Source organism: Streptomyces sp. NPDC086835, from assembly GCF_044745705.1.
GTDB lineage: Bacteria > Actinomycetota > Actinomycetes > Streptomycetales > Streptomycetaceae > Streptomyces.
The window spans coordinates 159,190-173,992 of record NZ_JBIVAU010000008.1; the positions used below are offsets into that span (position 1 = coordinate 159,190).

The 14,803-nt window shown below is 71.0% G+C and carries 11 protein-coding genes; 4 read left to right on the forward strand and 7 right to left on the reverse strand.

Annotated elements, in window-relative coordinates:
• The first annotated feature begins 171 nt into the window (after window positions 1-171).
• Entirely contained in the window at window positions 172-1,701 is a 1,530-nt protein-coding gene (locus ACIPJI_RS24960) for a UDP-N-acetylglucosamine 1-carboxyvinyltransferase (RefSeq protein ID WP_356622159.1), read from the forward strand.
• 60 nt (window positions 1,702-1,761) lie between these two features.
• Here ACIPJI_RS24960 and ACIPJI_RS24965 read toward each other — a convergent pair whose 3' ends face one another.
• Complete coding sequence (locus tag ACIPJI_RS24965) at window positions 1,762-2,175, reverse strand: CBS domain-containing protein (RefSeq protein WP_307710521.1); 414 nt, start codon at window positions 2,173-2,175, stop codon at window positions 1,762-1,764.
• 561 nt (window positions 2,176-2,736) lie between these two features.
• Here ACIPJI_RS24965 and ACIPJI_RS24970 point away from each other — a divergent pair.
• Window positions 2,737-7,170 (forward strand): HAD-IC family P-type ATPase, encoded by a 4,434-nt coding sequence (locus tag ACIPJI_RS24970; RefSeq protein ID WP_402248921.1) that lies wholly within the window; start codon window positions 2,737-2,739, stop codon window positions 7,168-7,170.
• A 42-nt stretch (window positions 7,171-7,212) separates the two neighbouring features.
• Here ACIPJI_RS24970 and ACIPJI_RS24975 read toward each other — a convergent pair whose 3' ends face one another.
• Entirely contained in the window at window positions 7,213-7,689 is a 477-nt protein-coding gene (locus tag ACIPJI_RS24975) for an Rrf2 family transcriptional regulator (protein ID WP_159694932.1), read from the reverse strand.
• 150 nt (window positions 7,690-7,839) lie between these two features.
• Here ACIPJI_RS24975 and ACIPJI_RS24980 point away from each other — a divergent pair, with 150 nt between their 5' ends.
• A complete protein-coding gene (locus ACIPJI_RS24980; RefSeq protein ID WP_402248923.1) occupies window positions 7,840-8,568 on the forward strand; it encodes an SDR family oxidoreductase in 729 nt (242 codons plus the stop codon).
• Between the two features lie 36 nt (window positions 8,569-8,604).
• Here ACIPJI_RS24980 and ACIPJI_RS24985 read toward each other — a convergent pair whose 3' ends face one another.
• Window positions 8,605-9,459, reverse strand: a complete 855-nt coding sequence (locus ACIPJI_RS24985) for a hypothetical protein (protein WP_402248926.1) — start codon at window positions 9,457-9,459, stop codon at window positions 8,605-8,607.
• 355 nt (window positions 9,460-9,814) lie between these two features.
• Between ACIPJI_RS24985 and ACIPJI_RS24990 the strand changes: the two genes are divergently transcribed.
• Entirely contained in the window at window positions 9,815-10,651 is an 837-nt protein-coding gene (locus ACIPJI_RS24990; RefSeq protein ID WP_402248928.1) for an alpha/beta fold hydrolase, read from the forward strand.
• 265 nt (window positions 10,652-10,916) lie between these two features.
• On the opposite strand, the gene ACIPJI_RS24995 is transcribed toward ACIPJI_RS24990, so the two are convergent.
• From ACIPJI_RS24995 to ACIPJI_RS25010, 4 genes are all read right to left on the reverse strand, one after another.
• A complete protein-coding gene (locus ACIPJI_RS24995; RefSeq protein ID WP_356622164.1) occupies window positions 10,917-11,363 on the reverse strand; it encodes an SPW repeat protein in 447 nt (148 codons plus the stop codon).
• 126 nt (window positions 11,364-11,489) lie between these two features.
• Window positions 11,490-12,974, reverse strand: coding sequence for an MFS transporter (locus tag ACIPJI_RS25000; protein WP_356622177.1), 1,485 nt, complete (start codon window positions 12,972-12,974; stop codon window positions 11,490-11,492).
• A 189-nt stretch (window positions 12,975-13,163) separates the two neighbouring features.
• On the reverse strand, window positions 13,164-13,562 hold the full coding sequence (locus ACIPJI_RS25005; RefSeq protein ID WP_356622165.1) for a RidA family protein: 399 nt from the start codon (window positions 13,560-13,562) through the stop codon (window positions 13,164-13,166).
• Window positions 13,559-14,683, reverse strand: a complete 1,125-nt coding sequence (locus ACIPJI_RS25010; protein WP_356622166.1) for an acyl-CoA dehydrogenase family protein — start codon at window positions 14,681-14,683, stop codon at window positions 13,559-13,561. The genes ACIPJI_RS25005 and ACIPJI_RS25010 overlap by 4 nt, the downstream gene beginning before the upstream one ends.
• Window positions 14,684-14,803: the final 120 nt, after the last annotated feature.

Genomic DNA, 14,803 nt, shown 5'->3' on the forward strand with positions numbered 1-14,803 from the left:
CTGATTCCTTGAGCATTTACGGCATTTCCGCTCACTCGTGGCAACCACCTTCCGGTTGCCGAAGGCAGGCGAGCGGCTCACCCTGGAGACGAACTCTGCGCTTGACAGAGCGTCACCCGAACAGCCGGCCCCGACGCGACGTCATCTCATATGTGAGATAGCCTCACCGTCATGTCAGACGACTACCTCGTACGCATCGGCAAGCTCATCCGTGACGCCCGGCAACATCGTGGCTGGACACAGACGCAGCTCGCCGAAGCTCTCGGCACCAGCCAGAGCGCGGTGAACCGCATCGAGCGCGGCAACCAGAACATCAGCCTTGAGATGATCGCGCGCATCGGTGAAGCGCTCGACAGCGAAATCGTCTCTCTCGGTTACGCCGGCCCGATGCATCTGCGCGTGGTCGGCGGGCGCCGGCTCTCCGGCTCCATCGACGTGAAGACGAGCAAGAACGCCTGTGTGGCACTGCTCTGCGGTTCGCTGCTCAACAACGGCCGCACGGTGCTGCGCCGCGTCGCCCGGATCGAAGAGGTCTACCGGCTGCTGGAGGTCCTGGGCTCCATCGGCGTACGGACCCGTTGGATCAACGACGGACACGACCTGGAGATCGTCCCACCGGCCGGCTTCGACATGGACGCGATGGACGTGGAGGCCGCCCGCCGGACCCGGTCCATCATCATGTTCCTCGGTCCCCTGCTGCACCGGATGGACAACTTCCGTCTGCCGTACGCCGGCGGCTGCGACCTCGGGACGCGGACCATCGAGCCGCACATGATCGCCCTGCGCCGCTTCGGCCTGGACATCACGGCGACCGAGGGCATCTACCACGCGGTGGTGGACCGTTCCGTCTCCCCCGGCCGCCCCATCGTGCTGACCGAGCGCGGCGACACCGTGACCGAGAACGCGCTGCTCGCGGCCGCCAGGTACGACGGCGTCACCGTCATCCGCAACGCCTCCTCCAACTACATGGTCCAGGACCTGTGCTTCTTCCTGGAGGCGCTCGGCGTCAAGGTCGAGGGGGTCGGATCGACGACACTGACCGTGCACGGCGTCCCGAACATCGACGTCGACGTCGACTACTCCCCCTCGGAGGACCCGGTCGAGGCGATGAGCCTGCTGGCCGCCGCCGTGGTCACCGAGTCCGAGCTGACGATCCGCCGGGTGCCGATCGAGTTCCTCGAGATCGAGCTCTCGGTGCTCGAGGAGATGGGCCTCGACCACGACCGCACCCCCGAGTACGCCGCGGACAACGGGCGCACCCGGCTGGTGGACCTGACCGTGCGGCCCTCCAAGCTCGAGGCGCCCATCGACAAGATCCACCCCATGCCGTTCCCCGGCCTGAACATCGACAACGTGCCGTTCTTCGCGGCGATCGCGGCCGTCGCCCAGGGCCAGACCCTGATCCACGACTGGGTCTACGACAACCGGGCCATCTACCTGACGGACCTCAACCGCCTCGGCGGCCGCCTCCAACTCCTCGACCCGCACCGCGTCCTGGTGGAGGGCCCGACCCGCTGGCGCGCCGCCGAGATGATGTGCCCGCCCGCGCTGCGCCCGGCGGTGGTCGTCCTGCTGGCGATGATGGCCGCCGAGGGCACGTCGGTGCTGCGCAACGTCTACGTGATCAACCGCGGCTACGAGGACCTGGCCGAGCGGCTCAACTCCGTGGGCGCGCAGATCGAGATCTTCCGCGACATCTGACGGACGAATCCCCCGCACCCCCCTTCTGACCGGCAGAAGGGGGGTGCGTCGTCATGCGGGTCAGCTCGAGATGGCTTCGAGCAGGTCGCCGACCTTGGGGTCGGGCAGGGCGCGTGCGACGTCGGCCTGGGCGACGATGCCGACCAGCGTGTGGCCGTCGATGACCGGAAGCCGGCGTACCTTGTGCCGGCTCATGGTCCGCAGGATCTCTTCGGCTTCGTCGTCGGCGCCGATGGTCACCACTTCTCCCTGGGCGAGGTCGCCGGCCTTCACCTGGGCGGGGTCGTTACCGGCGCCCAGAACCTTCACGACGATGTCGCGGTCGGTGAGCATGCCCTTGAGCCTTTCGTCGGTGCCGCAGATGGGCAGGGCTCCGACGCCGAGTTCGGTCATCTTCTTCGCCGCGTCCAGGGCGGTTTCCTTGGCGCCGATGCAGGTGACGTCCGGGGTCATGATCTCGCGTGCGGTCGTCATGGTGGACTTCTCCTCCTTGTTCCCGGCGGATTCAACGGTGGGTCGTGCGTCTGCGGTGGTGGCGGCAGGCGGGGCGGCGAGAACGCCGTCGCCCCGGCGCAGAACGGCGTAACCGACCCCTATACCGAGGGCGACGGGCCATTCCAGTACGTCCGCGGCTCCGAGGACGCCCAGGCCGAGGTAGAGCGGGAGGCCCTTCTTGGCGGGCAGGACCTGCCGGGCGACGGCGACGGGGAGCATGGCGGCGTTCAGCGCGCCGCTTGCCACCTGGCCGGGTGAGGGCATGGTCAGGGAGACCGTGCGCTGCTTCGCCGCCGACGACGGTGGTGTGGCCTCGGAAGGGGGCCCGGTGAGGCGCTCGCCCGGGGCGGGTGTTCCGGTGCCGGACGGGAAGTGCGTTCGGGGTGTGGAGGTCACTGGTATCGCCTCGACTGTTCGATCAGGACTTCTGGAACCCTTATCAATAGGTCTATCCCGTATCGCCCCTTTCATGAGTTTCGATGAGACTGCGTCTGAAGGTTTCATCCGCACCGACCGCTCTGATGCGAGGAGGCACGCCTCATGCCGCCGGAGCATGCCTCGGCCCTCGGAACGCCGCCGTTCCTGCGTTCGATCGTCTCCGGCGTCGCCTCTTGTGCGGTGTCCGGCGCCCGGGCTGCCTGGGGGATGGCGGAAAGTCTTCTGACCGGCCCCGGCCGTGAGGTGTGGTGGTCGTCCGAGCGCTGTTACATCGCGGTCTGCGGTGTCCACGGCGCGGGCGGCGAGGCCGTCGCCCGCCGTGTGGTGCGTGCCGTGGAGGGACATCCGGGGGTGTTGTGGGCCCGGGTGAACGCGCCCATGGAGCGGGTGATCATCGCGGTCGGTTCGCCCGCTCCCCACGAGAGTGAGCTCGTCGCGCTGGTCGAGCAGGCCGAAGGCGACCATGCCGCGGACGCGGAGGCGTTCGACGAGTGGCAGCCGGAGCCGCATCACCCGGCGGAAGGTCCGCCTTCCCCGGCGGTGCCGGCTCTGGTGGCGGACACGCTGGGACTGGCCCTGGTGACGTTCCGGCGGCTCGCTCCCTGGTTCCGCCTGCCGCCGGAGATCTCCGGCGGCATCGACGCCGTTCGTCACCATCCGCGACTTCGGCACCTGGTCGAGGACATCGGCCCGCGTGAGCAGGCCGATTCGCTGCTTCCGGTGATCGGCGCGCTGGTGCAGGGCGTGGCCACAGGCGGTGGGGGGCTTGCCCTGGACGTGCTGCAGCGTCTGGCGGTGTGGCGGGAGGCGGACGCCGAACGCACGGCGTGGCGCGAGCGCGAGGCCGTGCTCGTCCGTGGACCGGAAGAAGCCTCGGCGGACGCGGTCACGACCGGCCGGGCGGGCCCGCCGCCGCAGGACGGCGCCGACCGGTACGCGGAGCGGTCGATGGCGGCGGGGATCGCCGCCGGTGCGGCCGCCCTGCCGTTCGCCGGCATCCGTAAGGCGATCGCGGTCGGTCTGGCCTCGGTGCCGAAGGCGCCGGACGCGGGACGTGAGGGCTTCGCCACGGCTCTGGGCCGGTATCTGGCCCTGCGCGGCGTCGTGACGATGGACCGCACCGCTCTGCGACGCCTGGGGCAGGTGGACACCATCGTCCTGGAGGAGAACGCCCTTCGGGGGGACCGGTACGAGCCGGTGGACATGGAGCTGCTGGAGGACGCTGATCCCGAGCAGGTCTCCGAGCGGCTGTTCGCGATCTTCGACTCCGACGCGCCTCTGGCCGTCGGCCGCGCAGACGACTGGGTGCTGGGGCCGCTGGACGAGCTGGACCTGGAAGGGCGGACCGGTCGCAAGGCGGCGAAGCGGCTGCGGAGGCGGGGCAGTGAGAAGACCCTCGGGCTGGCTCAGGGCCGACGGCTTCAGGCGGTGGCGGGGCTGGGCACCGAGTCGGCGCCCGGAGCCGAGGCCGTCGCCGCGGCAGCGCGACGGGCCGGCGCTCGGGTCGTCGTCGCGTCCGACCAGGAGAGCCCCGCCTTGACGTTCGCCGATGCCGTGGTGCCCGCGGGCGACCGCCTGGCGGCGTCGGTCCGTGACCTCCAGGCCGATGGCGCGGTCGTTCTGCTGATCTCCGGCGATCGCCGCGCGCTGGCCGCCGCCGACTGCGCGATCGGCGTGCAACGCGAGGACGAGCACACCCCATGGGGCGCCCACATCCTGGTCGGAGCAGACCTCGAGGCGGCCGGCCTGATCGTCGACGCGGTAGGGGTGGCCGCCGTCGTGGACCGCGACAGCCACTACCTGGCCGCGGGAGCGAGCGGGGTCGGCGCTGTCGCCGCCCTGCAGGGTCCGGCCTGGCGGGCGACCGCGCGGGTACTGGCCGTGAGCAACATGGCCGGGGCCGCGGCATTCTGCCTCGGTACCTGGCGCGCCCGGCAGTTGCTGGGCCGCCCCCTCACGCCGCCGGTGACCCACGTCCCCTGGCACCTCATGCCCGCCGACCGCGCCCTGGAGCGGCTGGGAACCCGCCCAGAGGGCCTCTCCGCGCAGGAAGCGGCCGCTCGCAGCCCCGAGGCGCACGCGGGGGGACCGAGGAAGCTGACCCTGCCGTACGCGTTCGTCGAGGAGCTCTCCAATCCGCTCACCCCGATCCTCGCCGCCGGCGCCGCTCTCGCCGCTGCCGTGGGGTCCCGGACCGACGCCGCTCTGGTCGCCGCCATCACCGGTGTCTCCGCACTGGTCGGCGGCGTCCAGCGAGTGCGGACGGATCACGCGCTCGCCGAGCTCTTCGCCCGCTCGGCCATCGGGGCGCGTGTGCGACGCGAGGGGCGGGAGCGTCTGGTCGCGTCGGGGGATCTGGTCCCCGGCGACATCGTCTGCCTGGGGCCCGATTTGGTGGTGCCCGCGGACTGCCGGCTGCTGGAGGCGGAAGGCCTCGAGGTCGACGAATCCTCCCTCACCGGGGAATCCCTGGCCGTGAGCAAGGATCCCGCGCCGGTGGTCGCCGCACACATCACCGGACGCCGCTCGATGCTCTACGAGGGCACCACCGTCTCCGCCGGACGAGCCGTCGCCGTCGTCGTCGCGACCGGCTCGGCGACGGAAGCCGGACGCAGTCTCGCCACCGCCCGCCAGGCCGCACCGGAAACGGGCGTGGAGGCCCGGCTCTCCTCGCTCACCCGCGCCAGCATGCCCATCGCCCTGGGATCCGCCGCAGCTGTCGCCCTCTCCGGCCTCCTCCACGGCCGCCCCCTGACCGACAATCTCGCCTCCGCCGTCAACCTGGCCGTCGCCTCCGTACCCGAGGGCCTGCCCTTCCTCGTCAACGCCGCTCAGCTCGCCGCCGCACGCCGCCTGGCCGACAGGGGCGCCCTCGTGCGCAACCCCCGCACGATCGAGGCACTGGGTCGCGCCGACGTCCTCTGCTTCGACAAGACCGGGACCCTGACCGAGGGAACCCTGGAACTCTCCGGCGTCAGTCATGGCGAGGACGCCGCCGCACCCGACCGGCTCGACACCCTCCACAAGGACGTTCTCGCCGCGGCGCTGCGTGCCACGCCGCCCGCCCGTCAGGCCGAACCGATGGCTCACCGAACCGACCGGGCCATCGTGGACGGCGCTCGCCGTGCGAACGTCACCACCCGTACCGGCGCGCCCCGTTGGCGGCGCACGGACGCCCTGCCCTTCGAGCCGGCCAGGGCGTACCACGCCACCGCCGGCCACACCGCCGGCGGTGTCCTGCTCAGCGTGAAGGGGGCGCCGGAGAACGTCGTCAGCCGATGCACCCGGCGTCGGCAGCCGCACGGTGCCGTGGCTCTCGACGACGCGGCCAGGACGGCCCTCGCCGGAACGGCCGAGGAACTCGCGGCGGCGGGCCGGAGGGTCCTGGCCGTGGCCGAACGCCGTATGGAGACCGGTGAGGATCTCACGGACGAAGCCGTACAAGGGCTGGTCTTCCTCGGCTTCGTCACACTCGCCGATCCGGTACGCGAGAGCGCGGCACCGGCGACGGCACGGCTGCGCGAGGCGGGCGTGCACACCGTCATGCTCACCGGCGACCACCCGGCCACCGCCGACGCCATCGCCTCCACCATCAGTGACGACGTCGCGCAGCCCAAGGTCTGCACCGGCCCGGAGATCGACGAACTGGACGATGCCGCCCTGGACGAGCTGCTGCCCTCCGTCGACGTCATCGCCCGCTGCAGCCCCGGTCACAAGGTCAGGATCGTCCAGGCCTACCAGCGCATCGGCAGAGTCGTGGCGATGACCGGCGACGGGGCCAACGACGCTCCCGCCATCCGCCTCGCCGATGTCGGCATCGCACTCGGGCGCCGCGGCACCCCGGCCGCGACCGCGGCCGCGGACCTCGTCGTGACGGACGACCGGCTGGAGACCATCGTCTCCGCCCTCATGGAAGGCCGGGCCATGTGGACCTCCGTCCGCGCGGCGCTCGCCATCCTCATCGGCGGGAACCTCGGCGAGGTCACCTTCAGCGTCCTCACCTCCGCGATCACCGGCGCCACACCGCTGAACGCGCGTCAGATCATGCTCGTGAACCTGCTCACCGACCTCGCCCCGTCCCTCGCCATCGCGGTGCGTGAGCCGTCCGGCCAGACCGGCGAGCGCCTCCTCGCCGAGGGCCCCCACCGCTCACTGGGCACCGCCCTCACTCAGGAGATGCTGGCCCGCGGCATCGTCACCGCCCTCGGCGCGGGCCTGGCGTGGACGGCGGCCCGCCTCACGGGCCGCGGCCGGCGCGCGGCCACCGTCGCCCTCGCCGCCGTCGTCGGCACCCAGCTCGCCCAGACCCTCACGACCGGCGGCACCGACCGCAACGTACTGGTGGCCGGACTGGGCTCCGCGGCCGTCCTCGTCGCCATCATCCAGGTCCCCGGCATCAGCCAGTTCTTCGGCTGCACCCCACTCGGGCCCGTCGCCTGGGGCATCACCTTCGGCGCCGTCGCCGGCGCCACCCTCCTCGGTCACTTCCTCGCGCCATGGATCACCTCACGTCTCACACCGGGCGACAGCGGGTGATCCGCGAACACAGGGCTGCGGGGAAGGTGCCGTGTCGGGCCGTCACGCGTCCGACGCGGTCAGCCACTCCCTGATCCCCGCCAGCGCGCCCGGGCCGTAGTCGGAGCCGACGCCTTGGACGAGATCGGCGATCGAGACGGCGCGCAACGCCGCTCGCCATGCCGCGTCCGCCCCCGCCATCGCGCGGGCGATCGCGCAGGGCACGGTGCACGACTCGGCCGGGGTGGCCAGCGGACCCCTCTGGCGGATCTCTGTGCACGTGAAGGCCTGGCCGGGACCGTCGACCGCCTCGACCACATCGAGCACGGTGATCGAGGCGGGTTCCCGGGTGAGTACGTAGCCGCCCGCCTTGCCCTGCACCGAACGCACGAGCCCGGCACGGGACAGGGCTTGCAACTGCTTGGCCAGATAGCTCGCCGAGACGTCGTGCAGCTCCGCCAGCCGGGTCGCGGGGACGGGCTCCTCGACCGATGTGAGCACGACACAGCAATGCAGGGCCCACTCGACTCCGCCGGACATCTTCACTCGGTCACTCTAACGACGCAGTTGACTCGGACAAGACTTGTCCAAGTATAGTCCCGGACAGAACGTGTCCGAGTTTGGTGCGTGCGGCGCCCTCATGGGGTCGTATGCCATATTGCGGACATATCCCCCGACGAAGGGCATGTCATGAAGTTCGCGGTCATCGGCGGTACCGGGCTCATCGGGTCACAGGTCGTCGACCAGCTGAACGCCGCCGGCCATGAGGCGGTACCGCACGCGCTGTCCACCGGAGTCGACGTCATCAGCGGCCAGGGACTGGACGAGGCGGTGGCGGGGGCCGACGTCGTCGTCAACCTCACCAACTCCCCGACCTTCGACGAAGCCTCCCCCGCCTTCTTCCGGACCTCGATGGACAACCTGCTGGCCGCGGCGGAGAAAGGCGGCGTCCGCCACTTCGTGATCCTGTCGATCGTCGGCGTGGACCAGGTGCCGGAACTGGACTACTACCGGGCCAAGGTCCTCCAGGAGGACCTCCTCAAGGCCGGACCGATCCCCTACTCGATCGTCCGCGCCACGCAGTTCATGGAGTTCATGGACGCGGTCCTGTCCTGGACCGCCGACGGCGACACCGTCCGGCTGCCCGCCACGCCGATCCAGCCGATCGCCTCCAAGGACGTGGCCCGCGCGGTGGCGGAAGTCGCCGCGGGCACACCGCTGGGGGACGTGCACAACATCGCCGGCCCCGAGATCTTCCCCCTGGACGAACTGGGCCGGATCACACTGGCCCACCGCTCCGACGGCCGCACCGTCGTCACCGACCCCGCCGCCGGCATGTTCGGCACCGTCAAGGGTGACGTCCTCACCGACAAGGACGCCCACCTCGCGCCCACCCGCTACGCCGACTGGCTCTCCTGAACACCGTGGGCGGCCGTCGCGGCGGCCGCCCACGGGTCAGCCGGTGCGGACCGCCGTGACCGTGAAGCGTTCGACCTCCGCGATGTGGCCGCCCGTGGACGCGACGACCGTCAGCACCGGGTCGACGGCGCCGGTGAAAGAGACGGACGACCTCCACGGTTGGTTGTTGCCGCCCGCCGACATGCAGCACGAGGTGCCCAGCAGATCCCGCGACGACGGCTGGCGCACGTCCACGCGGACACTTTCGTCCACGCCGGTGATCCGGCCACCGACCGTCATCGGGGTACGTGCGACGGAGCCGTAGGCGGGCGCGGTCATCGAGAACGTCGTGTCGTCGGTGCCCACCACCTCCCACGGGGCGTCCGGGCCGGTGCCGAAGCGCACGAGATGGATGACGGCCGCGGTTCCCGTGCTCTCCGCACCACTCAGGCCGACGCCGATCCGGGCCTCCCTGCCGTCGACGGACCGTGAGGTGACCCGGTCGACGTCCTCGAAGCCCAGGTAGTGCTGGGTGAAGGAGAGGGCGGTCTGCTCCGGGTCGAGGTGCCAGGGCTGGTGGCCGCCGGAGCGGAACTCACGCTCCCACTCGCGGGCTTGGGCGAGTGTCGTGAACGGCCACAGCGGCTGGAGGTCCGAGAACCCCGGCAACGGCGCGCTGCTCCCCGGCGCGGACGCCGTCGCGGAGGGCGTGCCCGGCGCGGTGGTGGCCGGCGGGTCGGACACGGGAGCGGACTGCGCCGGCGAGGACGTCGCCGGGCGGGACGACGGTGATTGCGACGCGCTGGCCGACCCGCCGGAGCCCGTGCAGCCGACGAGCGCCAGGACGGTCAGGGCCGTCGCGGCGACGAGACGGAACGGGAGCCGGAACGGAAGCGGGAGCCTGGTGTTCATCGATCCCCCAGGAAACGAGTGACGGCCGCGCCTAGTGCGTGCGGCCATGGTGCCACCCCTGCGAACCGCGTCACAGAGCGCGCGCCCCGGCGCCCGTGGATTCCGGCCCGTTTTTTCGGAGAAGTCGCGCCCGGGAACGGCTGAAACGGCTCGGATTCCAGCTTGCCGAACGATGACGGCAGAGATTTCCACCCATTGATCTTCACCCGTTCGGACCTGCTCGCCGGACACCGATTCGACGTGCCGGAATGATGTCGTGGAATACGTTCGCACTCCTCGCCGTCGTGCGACGGATCTCATGTGCAGGGGACGGCGGTCAGGCAATCCGCCTGTTCAGCGAAGGGACGTCGCTCCGATGCCGAGGATCGAACTGAACACCGGGAAAGACGCCACCGTCGAACTCCACTACGAGGACTTCGGAAACGGGAGACCGGTCGTGCTCGTCCACGGCTGGCCGCTGAGCGGCCGGTCCTGGGAGAAGCAGATCGCACCGCTGGTCGAGTCCGGATATCGCGTCATCACCTATGACCGGCGCGGATTCGGGCAGTCGTCGCAGCCGTGGGACGGCTATGAATACGACACCCTCGCGGACGACCTCGGCGCTCTGCTCGTCCATCTCGACCTCACCGATGTGACACTGGTCGGCTTTTCCATGGGCGGCGGGGAGGTCGTCCGCTACCTCAGCATCTACGGGACCGGGCGGGTCAGGCAGGCAGTGCTGGCGGCCGCCGTGCCGCCGTATCTCTACCGGTCCGCGGACAACCCCGACGGAGGTCTGGACGACGCCACGATCAGCCGCTTCGAGGTGGGTGTCCTCGAGGACCGGCCGGCGTTCCTGGACGGGTTCGTCACCGACTTCTTCCGGGTCGGCGAGCGCACCGATCTGGTCAGTGCGGCGCAGCACGCCTACAACGTCGGTACCGCCACTCTCGCGTCCCCCAAAGGCACGCTCGACTGCATCGCGGCGTTCGCGCGCACCGACTTCCGCGACGACCTCGCCGCGATGACGGTGCCGACCCTGGTCATCCACGGCGACTCGGATGCCGTCGTCCCGTTCGAAGTCAGCGGCAGGCGGACGCATGAGAGCCTCGCCGACAGCACCCTGGTCCTCATCGAGGGCGCGCCCCACGGGCTGAACGTGACGCACGCGGACCGGTTCAACCAGGCGCTCCTGGAGTTCCTTGCCCGCTGAGCCCTTTACGGGCGGGGGCGCCGTACGGGGAAGCCGATTGTCGTACCCGCGGGCTACGTCGGCCGCCATGACGCAATTCGTACGCGTGGCGGGCGCGTGGCTGGGATCTTCGGCATAGGACGAGGTGGTACCGCGGCTGCGGGCGGCGGGGCACAGCGCCCAGCCCGGCCGACGGCTCCTGAGCCCGCCGTCCACGCGGCCCGCGGCAGGGCGAAGGGCCCCGGTTCCTTGTCGCCGGGGCCCTTCGCCGTGACCGGAGTGGCTGTCAGCCGGGGCCGCGCCTGCGACCGCCGCCGCCCCGCCCGCCTGCCGCAGCAGCCATGGCCAGGCCGCAGAGCAGGGCGACCGCACCGACGATGATGTTGCTGACGACGCTGCGGGTCGTATCCATCTCACCGGCGACGACCCAGGGGGCGATGATCGTCCATGCGCCGATGGCGCATGCCGCCCACGCCATGGCGTGGGTGCGCTCGTACGCGGAGCTGAAACCGCCGATGCACAGGGCGAAGGCGATACCGGTGATCAGGTTGGACACCGTCAGGTTGGTCAGTCCGCTGAAGCCGACGATCCATGGGGATGCCGCCAGGTAGATGCCGGTGACAAGGCCCAGTGTCTCCACGGCCTGGGCGCGCGGAGTGCTGGTCGCCCGCTCGAAGCGGGAACGCATCTCGGCCAGGTCCGGGTGTTGCTCTATGTCTGCGTGGGTGGTCATGGTGGACGCCGCCTCCTACCAGCAGCCTTATGTCTCCTTTATATCCATAAAACGCCCATAAGGGCCGCCGGTCAATGGGCAATCTTCTGCCGGCACCGGCGTGCCAGCGTCCGGTGGCGCAGCGAATCAGGCGCCCCCACCGGGCGTGACACCGCCCTTGAGCCGTTCGAGGTCGGACGGGCGGACCTGGATGGCCAGCAGCGCGATCAGGGCCGCAAGCACCGCGAAGATCGCCGCCATGATGAACGCCGCGGACACACCCGAGGTCAGCACCTGGTCCGCCCAGGGCGGCGGGAGTTCGCCGGTGCGCTGGAAGGCGAGCCGCTCCGCCGGGGTCGCCTCCGCCATGAACTGCGGGATCAGGTGCTTCGCCTCGTTGGTGCTCGCCGTGCCGAAGACCGTGACCAGGATCGACAGGCCCAGCGAACCTCCCACCTGCTGAGTGGCGTTCAGCAGCCCGGACGCCGCGCCGGACTCGTGCACCGGCACGTTGGAGAGCGCCATCAGCGTCAGCGAGACGAACTGCATGCCCATCCCCAGACTGAAGACCAGCATCGGCCCGAGGATGCTCCCCGCGTAGGTGGAGTTGATGTCGGTCAGCGTCAGCCACGCCAGTCCCGCGGCGGCCAGTACGGCGCCGGTCACCATGAAGGGCTTCGGACCGTACTTCGGCAGCAGCTGCGAAGCGAGGCCCGCGCCGATGGTGATGACCGCGCTGACCGGGAGGAAGGCCAGACCCGCGCGCAAGGGCCCGAAGCCCAGCACGTTCTGGACGAACAGGGTCAGGAAGAAGAACATGCCGAACATCGCGGCAGCGAGCGCCAGCATCATGCCGTACGTGCCCGCCCTGTTGCGGTCGGCGAACATGTGGAGCGGCGTGATCGGCTGTTTCGAGCGCTTTTCGACGGCGAGGAACACGCCGAGCAGCACCAGGGCGGCGGCGAACGACGCCAGTGTCCAGCTGTCGCGCCAGCCCTCCTGTGCGGCGCGGATGAAGCCGTAGACGAGTGCCACCATGCCGAGCGTGGAGGTCAGCGCACCGGCGAAGTCGAAGTGCCCGGGATGGCGCTCCGACTCCTTGATCCAGCGGGGCGTGGCGATCGCGATGAGCAGACCGATCGGCACATTGACGAACAGCACCCATCGCCAGTCGAGCCATTCGACGAGCATGCCGCCGGCGAGCAGGCCGATGGCGCCGCCGCCCGCGGACACGGCCGCGAACACGCCGAACGCCCGGTTGCGCGCGGGGCCCTCGGTGAACGTGGTGGTGATCAGCGCGAGCGACGTCGGCGAGGCGATCGCGCCGCCGACGCCCTGGAGTGCCCGGGCGGCGAGCAGCTGGCCGGAGTTCTGGGCGAGTCCACCGAGCAGGGACGCCAGCACGAAGAGCAGCACGCCGAAGATGAACACGCGCCGCCTGCCGAGGATGTCACCGACCCGGCCACCGAGGAGCAGCAGACCGCCGAAGGTGAGCGTATAGGCGTTGACCACCCAGGACAGGCTGGTGGTGGAGAAGTCGAGGGAGCTCTGGATGTGCGGCAGAGCGATGTTCACGATGGTGATGTCGAGGACCACCATCAGCTGGCAGGACGCGATGACGAACAGTGCCATTCCGTTCCCGCCACCGCGATCGGCGGCGGCGGTCCGGACGGAGGAGGTCGGCTGCGGAGTCGTCATGGCGCATCGTGCCTCGTGAGGGGTCCCCCCGGCTGGGGGTGTGAACGGGGCCGTCCACTGTTCGACGTTAAGCCTGTCGGGTGAAGCCCCACCAGTCGATCAACGGGCGCCGGAGCGCCCCGCTCAGGGCAGCACCGCCACCCCGTCCACCTCGACCAGGCACTGCTCGTCCCACAGCCGTACGACCCCGACGACGGCCATGGCCGGGTAGTCGCGGCCCGCCAGGCGCCGCCAGACACGGCCCAGTTCGCGGGCGTGGACCCGGTAGTCGGCGACGTCGGTCGCGTAGACGGTGACCCGGGCGAGGTCGTGCGGGGTGCCGCCGGCAGCGGCGAGCGCGGTCAGGAGGTTGGACAGGGCGGTCTCGAACTGCGCGGGGAGCGTGTCGCCGACGACCTTGCCGTCCGTGTCCAGCGCGGTCTGGCCAGCCAGGAAGACCAGGCGGCTGCCGGTGGCGGTGACGGCGTGGGAGAAGCCGGTCGGCGGGGAGAGCTCGGCCGGGTTGTGGCGGGACAGGCTCATGCGCGGGCCTCCTCGGCGTAGAGCTCCTTGGCGATGATCGTGCGCTGCACCTCGGTGGCGCCCTCGTAGATCCGGGGGGCGCGGACCTCGCGGTAGAGGTGCTCGAGGAGATGACCCCGCTGGAGGGCGCGGGCGCCGTGCAGCTGGACCGCGGAGTCGACGACGTACTGGGCGGTCTCCGTCGCGAGCAGTTTGGCCATCGCCGCCCGCTTGGGCACGTCGGCGGCCCCGGCGTCGTACGCCGAGGCGGCGGCGTGGACGAGCAGCCGGGCGGCCTCCGTGCGGGTGGCCATCTCGGCGACGGTGTGGGCGACGGACTGGAGATCGCTCAGCGGGCCGCCGAACGCGCGGCGGGCGGCGGTGTGGGCGAGGGTCGCGTCGAGGGCTGCCTCAGCCATGCCGACGGCGAACGCGCCGACGCTGGGGCGGAAGAGGTTGAGGGTGCTCATGGCCACGCGGAAGCCGCGGTCCGGCTCGCCGAGCAGGTCGTCGGCGGTGACCGGTACGTCGTCGAAGGTGAGCGCGCCGATCGGGTGCGGGGAGAGCATCTCCAGCGCGCTGCCGGCGAGACCCGGGCGGTCGGCCGGGACGAGGAACGCGGTGACGCCGCGGGCTCCCGCGCCTTCGGTGGTACGGGCGAAGACGGTGTAGAAGTCGGCCTCCGGGGCGTTGGAGATCCACCGCTTCTCGCCGCTCAGCCGCCAGCCGCGGCCGTCGGGCACCGCTTTCAGAGCGAGGGCGGCGGCGTCGGAGCCCGCTTCCGGCTCGCTGAGCGCGAAGGCGGCGACGGCCCGGCCCGCCACCACCTCGGGGAGCCAGCGGTCGCGCTGCGCGTCGGTACCCGCCTGGACGAGCGGCGACGTGCCGAGCCCCTGGAGGGCGAGCGCGGTCTCCGCCTCCGTGCAGCCGTACGCCAGGGACTCGCGCAGCAGGCACAGTTCGAGCGCACCGGCCGTGAACAGGCGCTCCAGCAGCCCCAGTTCCCCGAGCGCCCGGATCAAGGGGCGGTTGACGCGGCCCGGTTCGCCCTTCTCCGCGAGCGGGCGGAGACGTTCCTCCGTCAGGGCACGCAGCCGCGCACACCAGGCGGTCTGTACCGGATCGAGCGAGAATACGGACATTCGTGCTCCCACTGAGAACGGCCTGGACGGTCCGCGGACGGCCGGGAACGGCCCTGGCGGGCGCCTTCGAAAAGCACGGTATCGCGAACTGTTGACTGTCGTCACTGTCACGATACGCTC

Coding starts and splice junctions, on each gene's coding strand:
- ACIPJI_RS25000 (WP_356622177.1), bottom strand. CDS start 12,974: ATGGCACTGTTCGTCATCGCGTCCTGCCAGCTGATGGTGGTCCTCGAC.
- ACIPJI_RS25005 (WP_356622165.1), bottom strand. CDS start 13,562: ATGAGCCTGTCCCGCCACAACCCGGCCGAGCTCTCCCCGCCGACCGGC.
- ACIPJI_RS24970 (WP_402248921.1), top strand. CDS start 2,737: ATGCCGCCGGAGCATGCCTCGGCCCTCGGAACGCCGCCGTTCCTGCGT.
- ACIPJI_RS24985 (WP_402248926.1), bottom strand. CDS start 9,459: ATGAACACCAGGCTCCCGCTTCCGTTCCGGCTCCCGTTCCGTCTCGTC.
- ACIPJI_RS24975 (WP_159694932.1), bottom strand. CDS start 7,689: ATGTCCGGCGGAGTCGAGTGGGCCCTGCATTGCTGTGTCGTGCTCACA.
- ACIPJI_RS24980 (WP_402248923.1), top strand. CDS start 7,840: ATGAAGTTCGCGGTCATCGGCGGTACCGGGCTCATCGGGTCACAGGTC.
- ACIPJI_RS24965 (WP_307710521.1), bottom strand. CDS start 2,175: ATGACGACCGCACGCGAGATCATGACCCCGGACGTCACCTGCATCGGC.
- ACIPJI_RS24960 (WP_356622159.1), top strand. CDS start 172: ATGTCAGACGACTACCTCGTACGCATCGGCAAGCTCATCCGTGACGCC.
- ACIPJI_RS25010 (WP_356622166.1), bottom strand. CDS start 14,683: ATGTCCGTATTCTCGCTCGATCCGGTACAGACCGCCTGGTGTGCGCGG.
- ACIPJI_RS24990 (WP_402248928.1), top strand. CDS start 9,815: ATGCCGAGGATCGAACTGAACACCGGGAAAGACGCCACCGTCGAACTC.
- ACIPJI_RS24995 (WP_356622164.1), bottom strand. CDS start 11,363: ATGACCACCCACGCAGACATAGAGCAACACCCGGACCTGGCCGAGATG.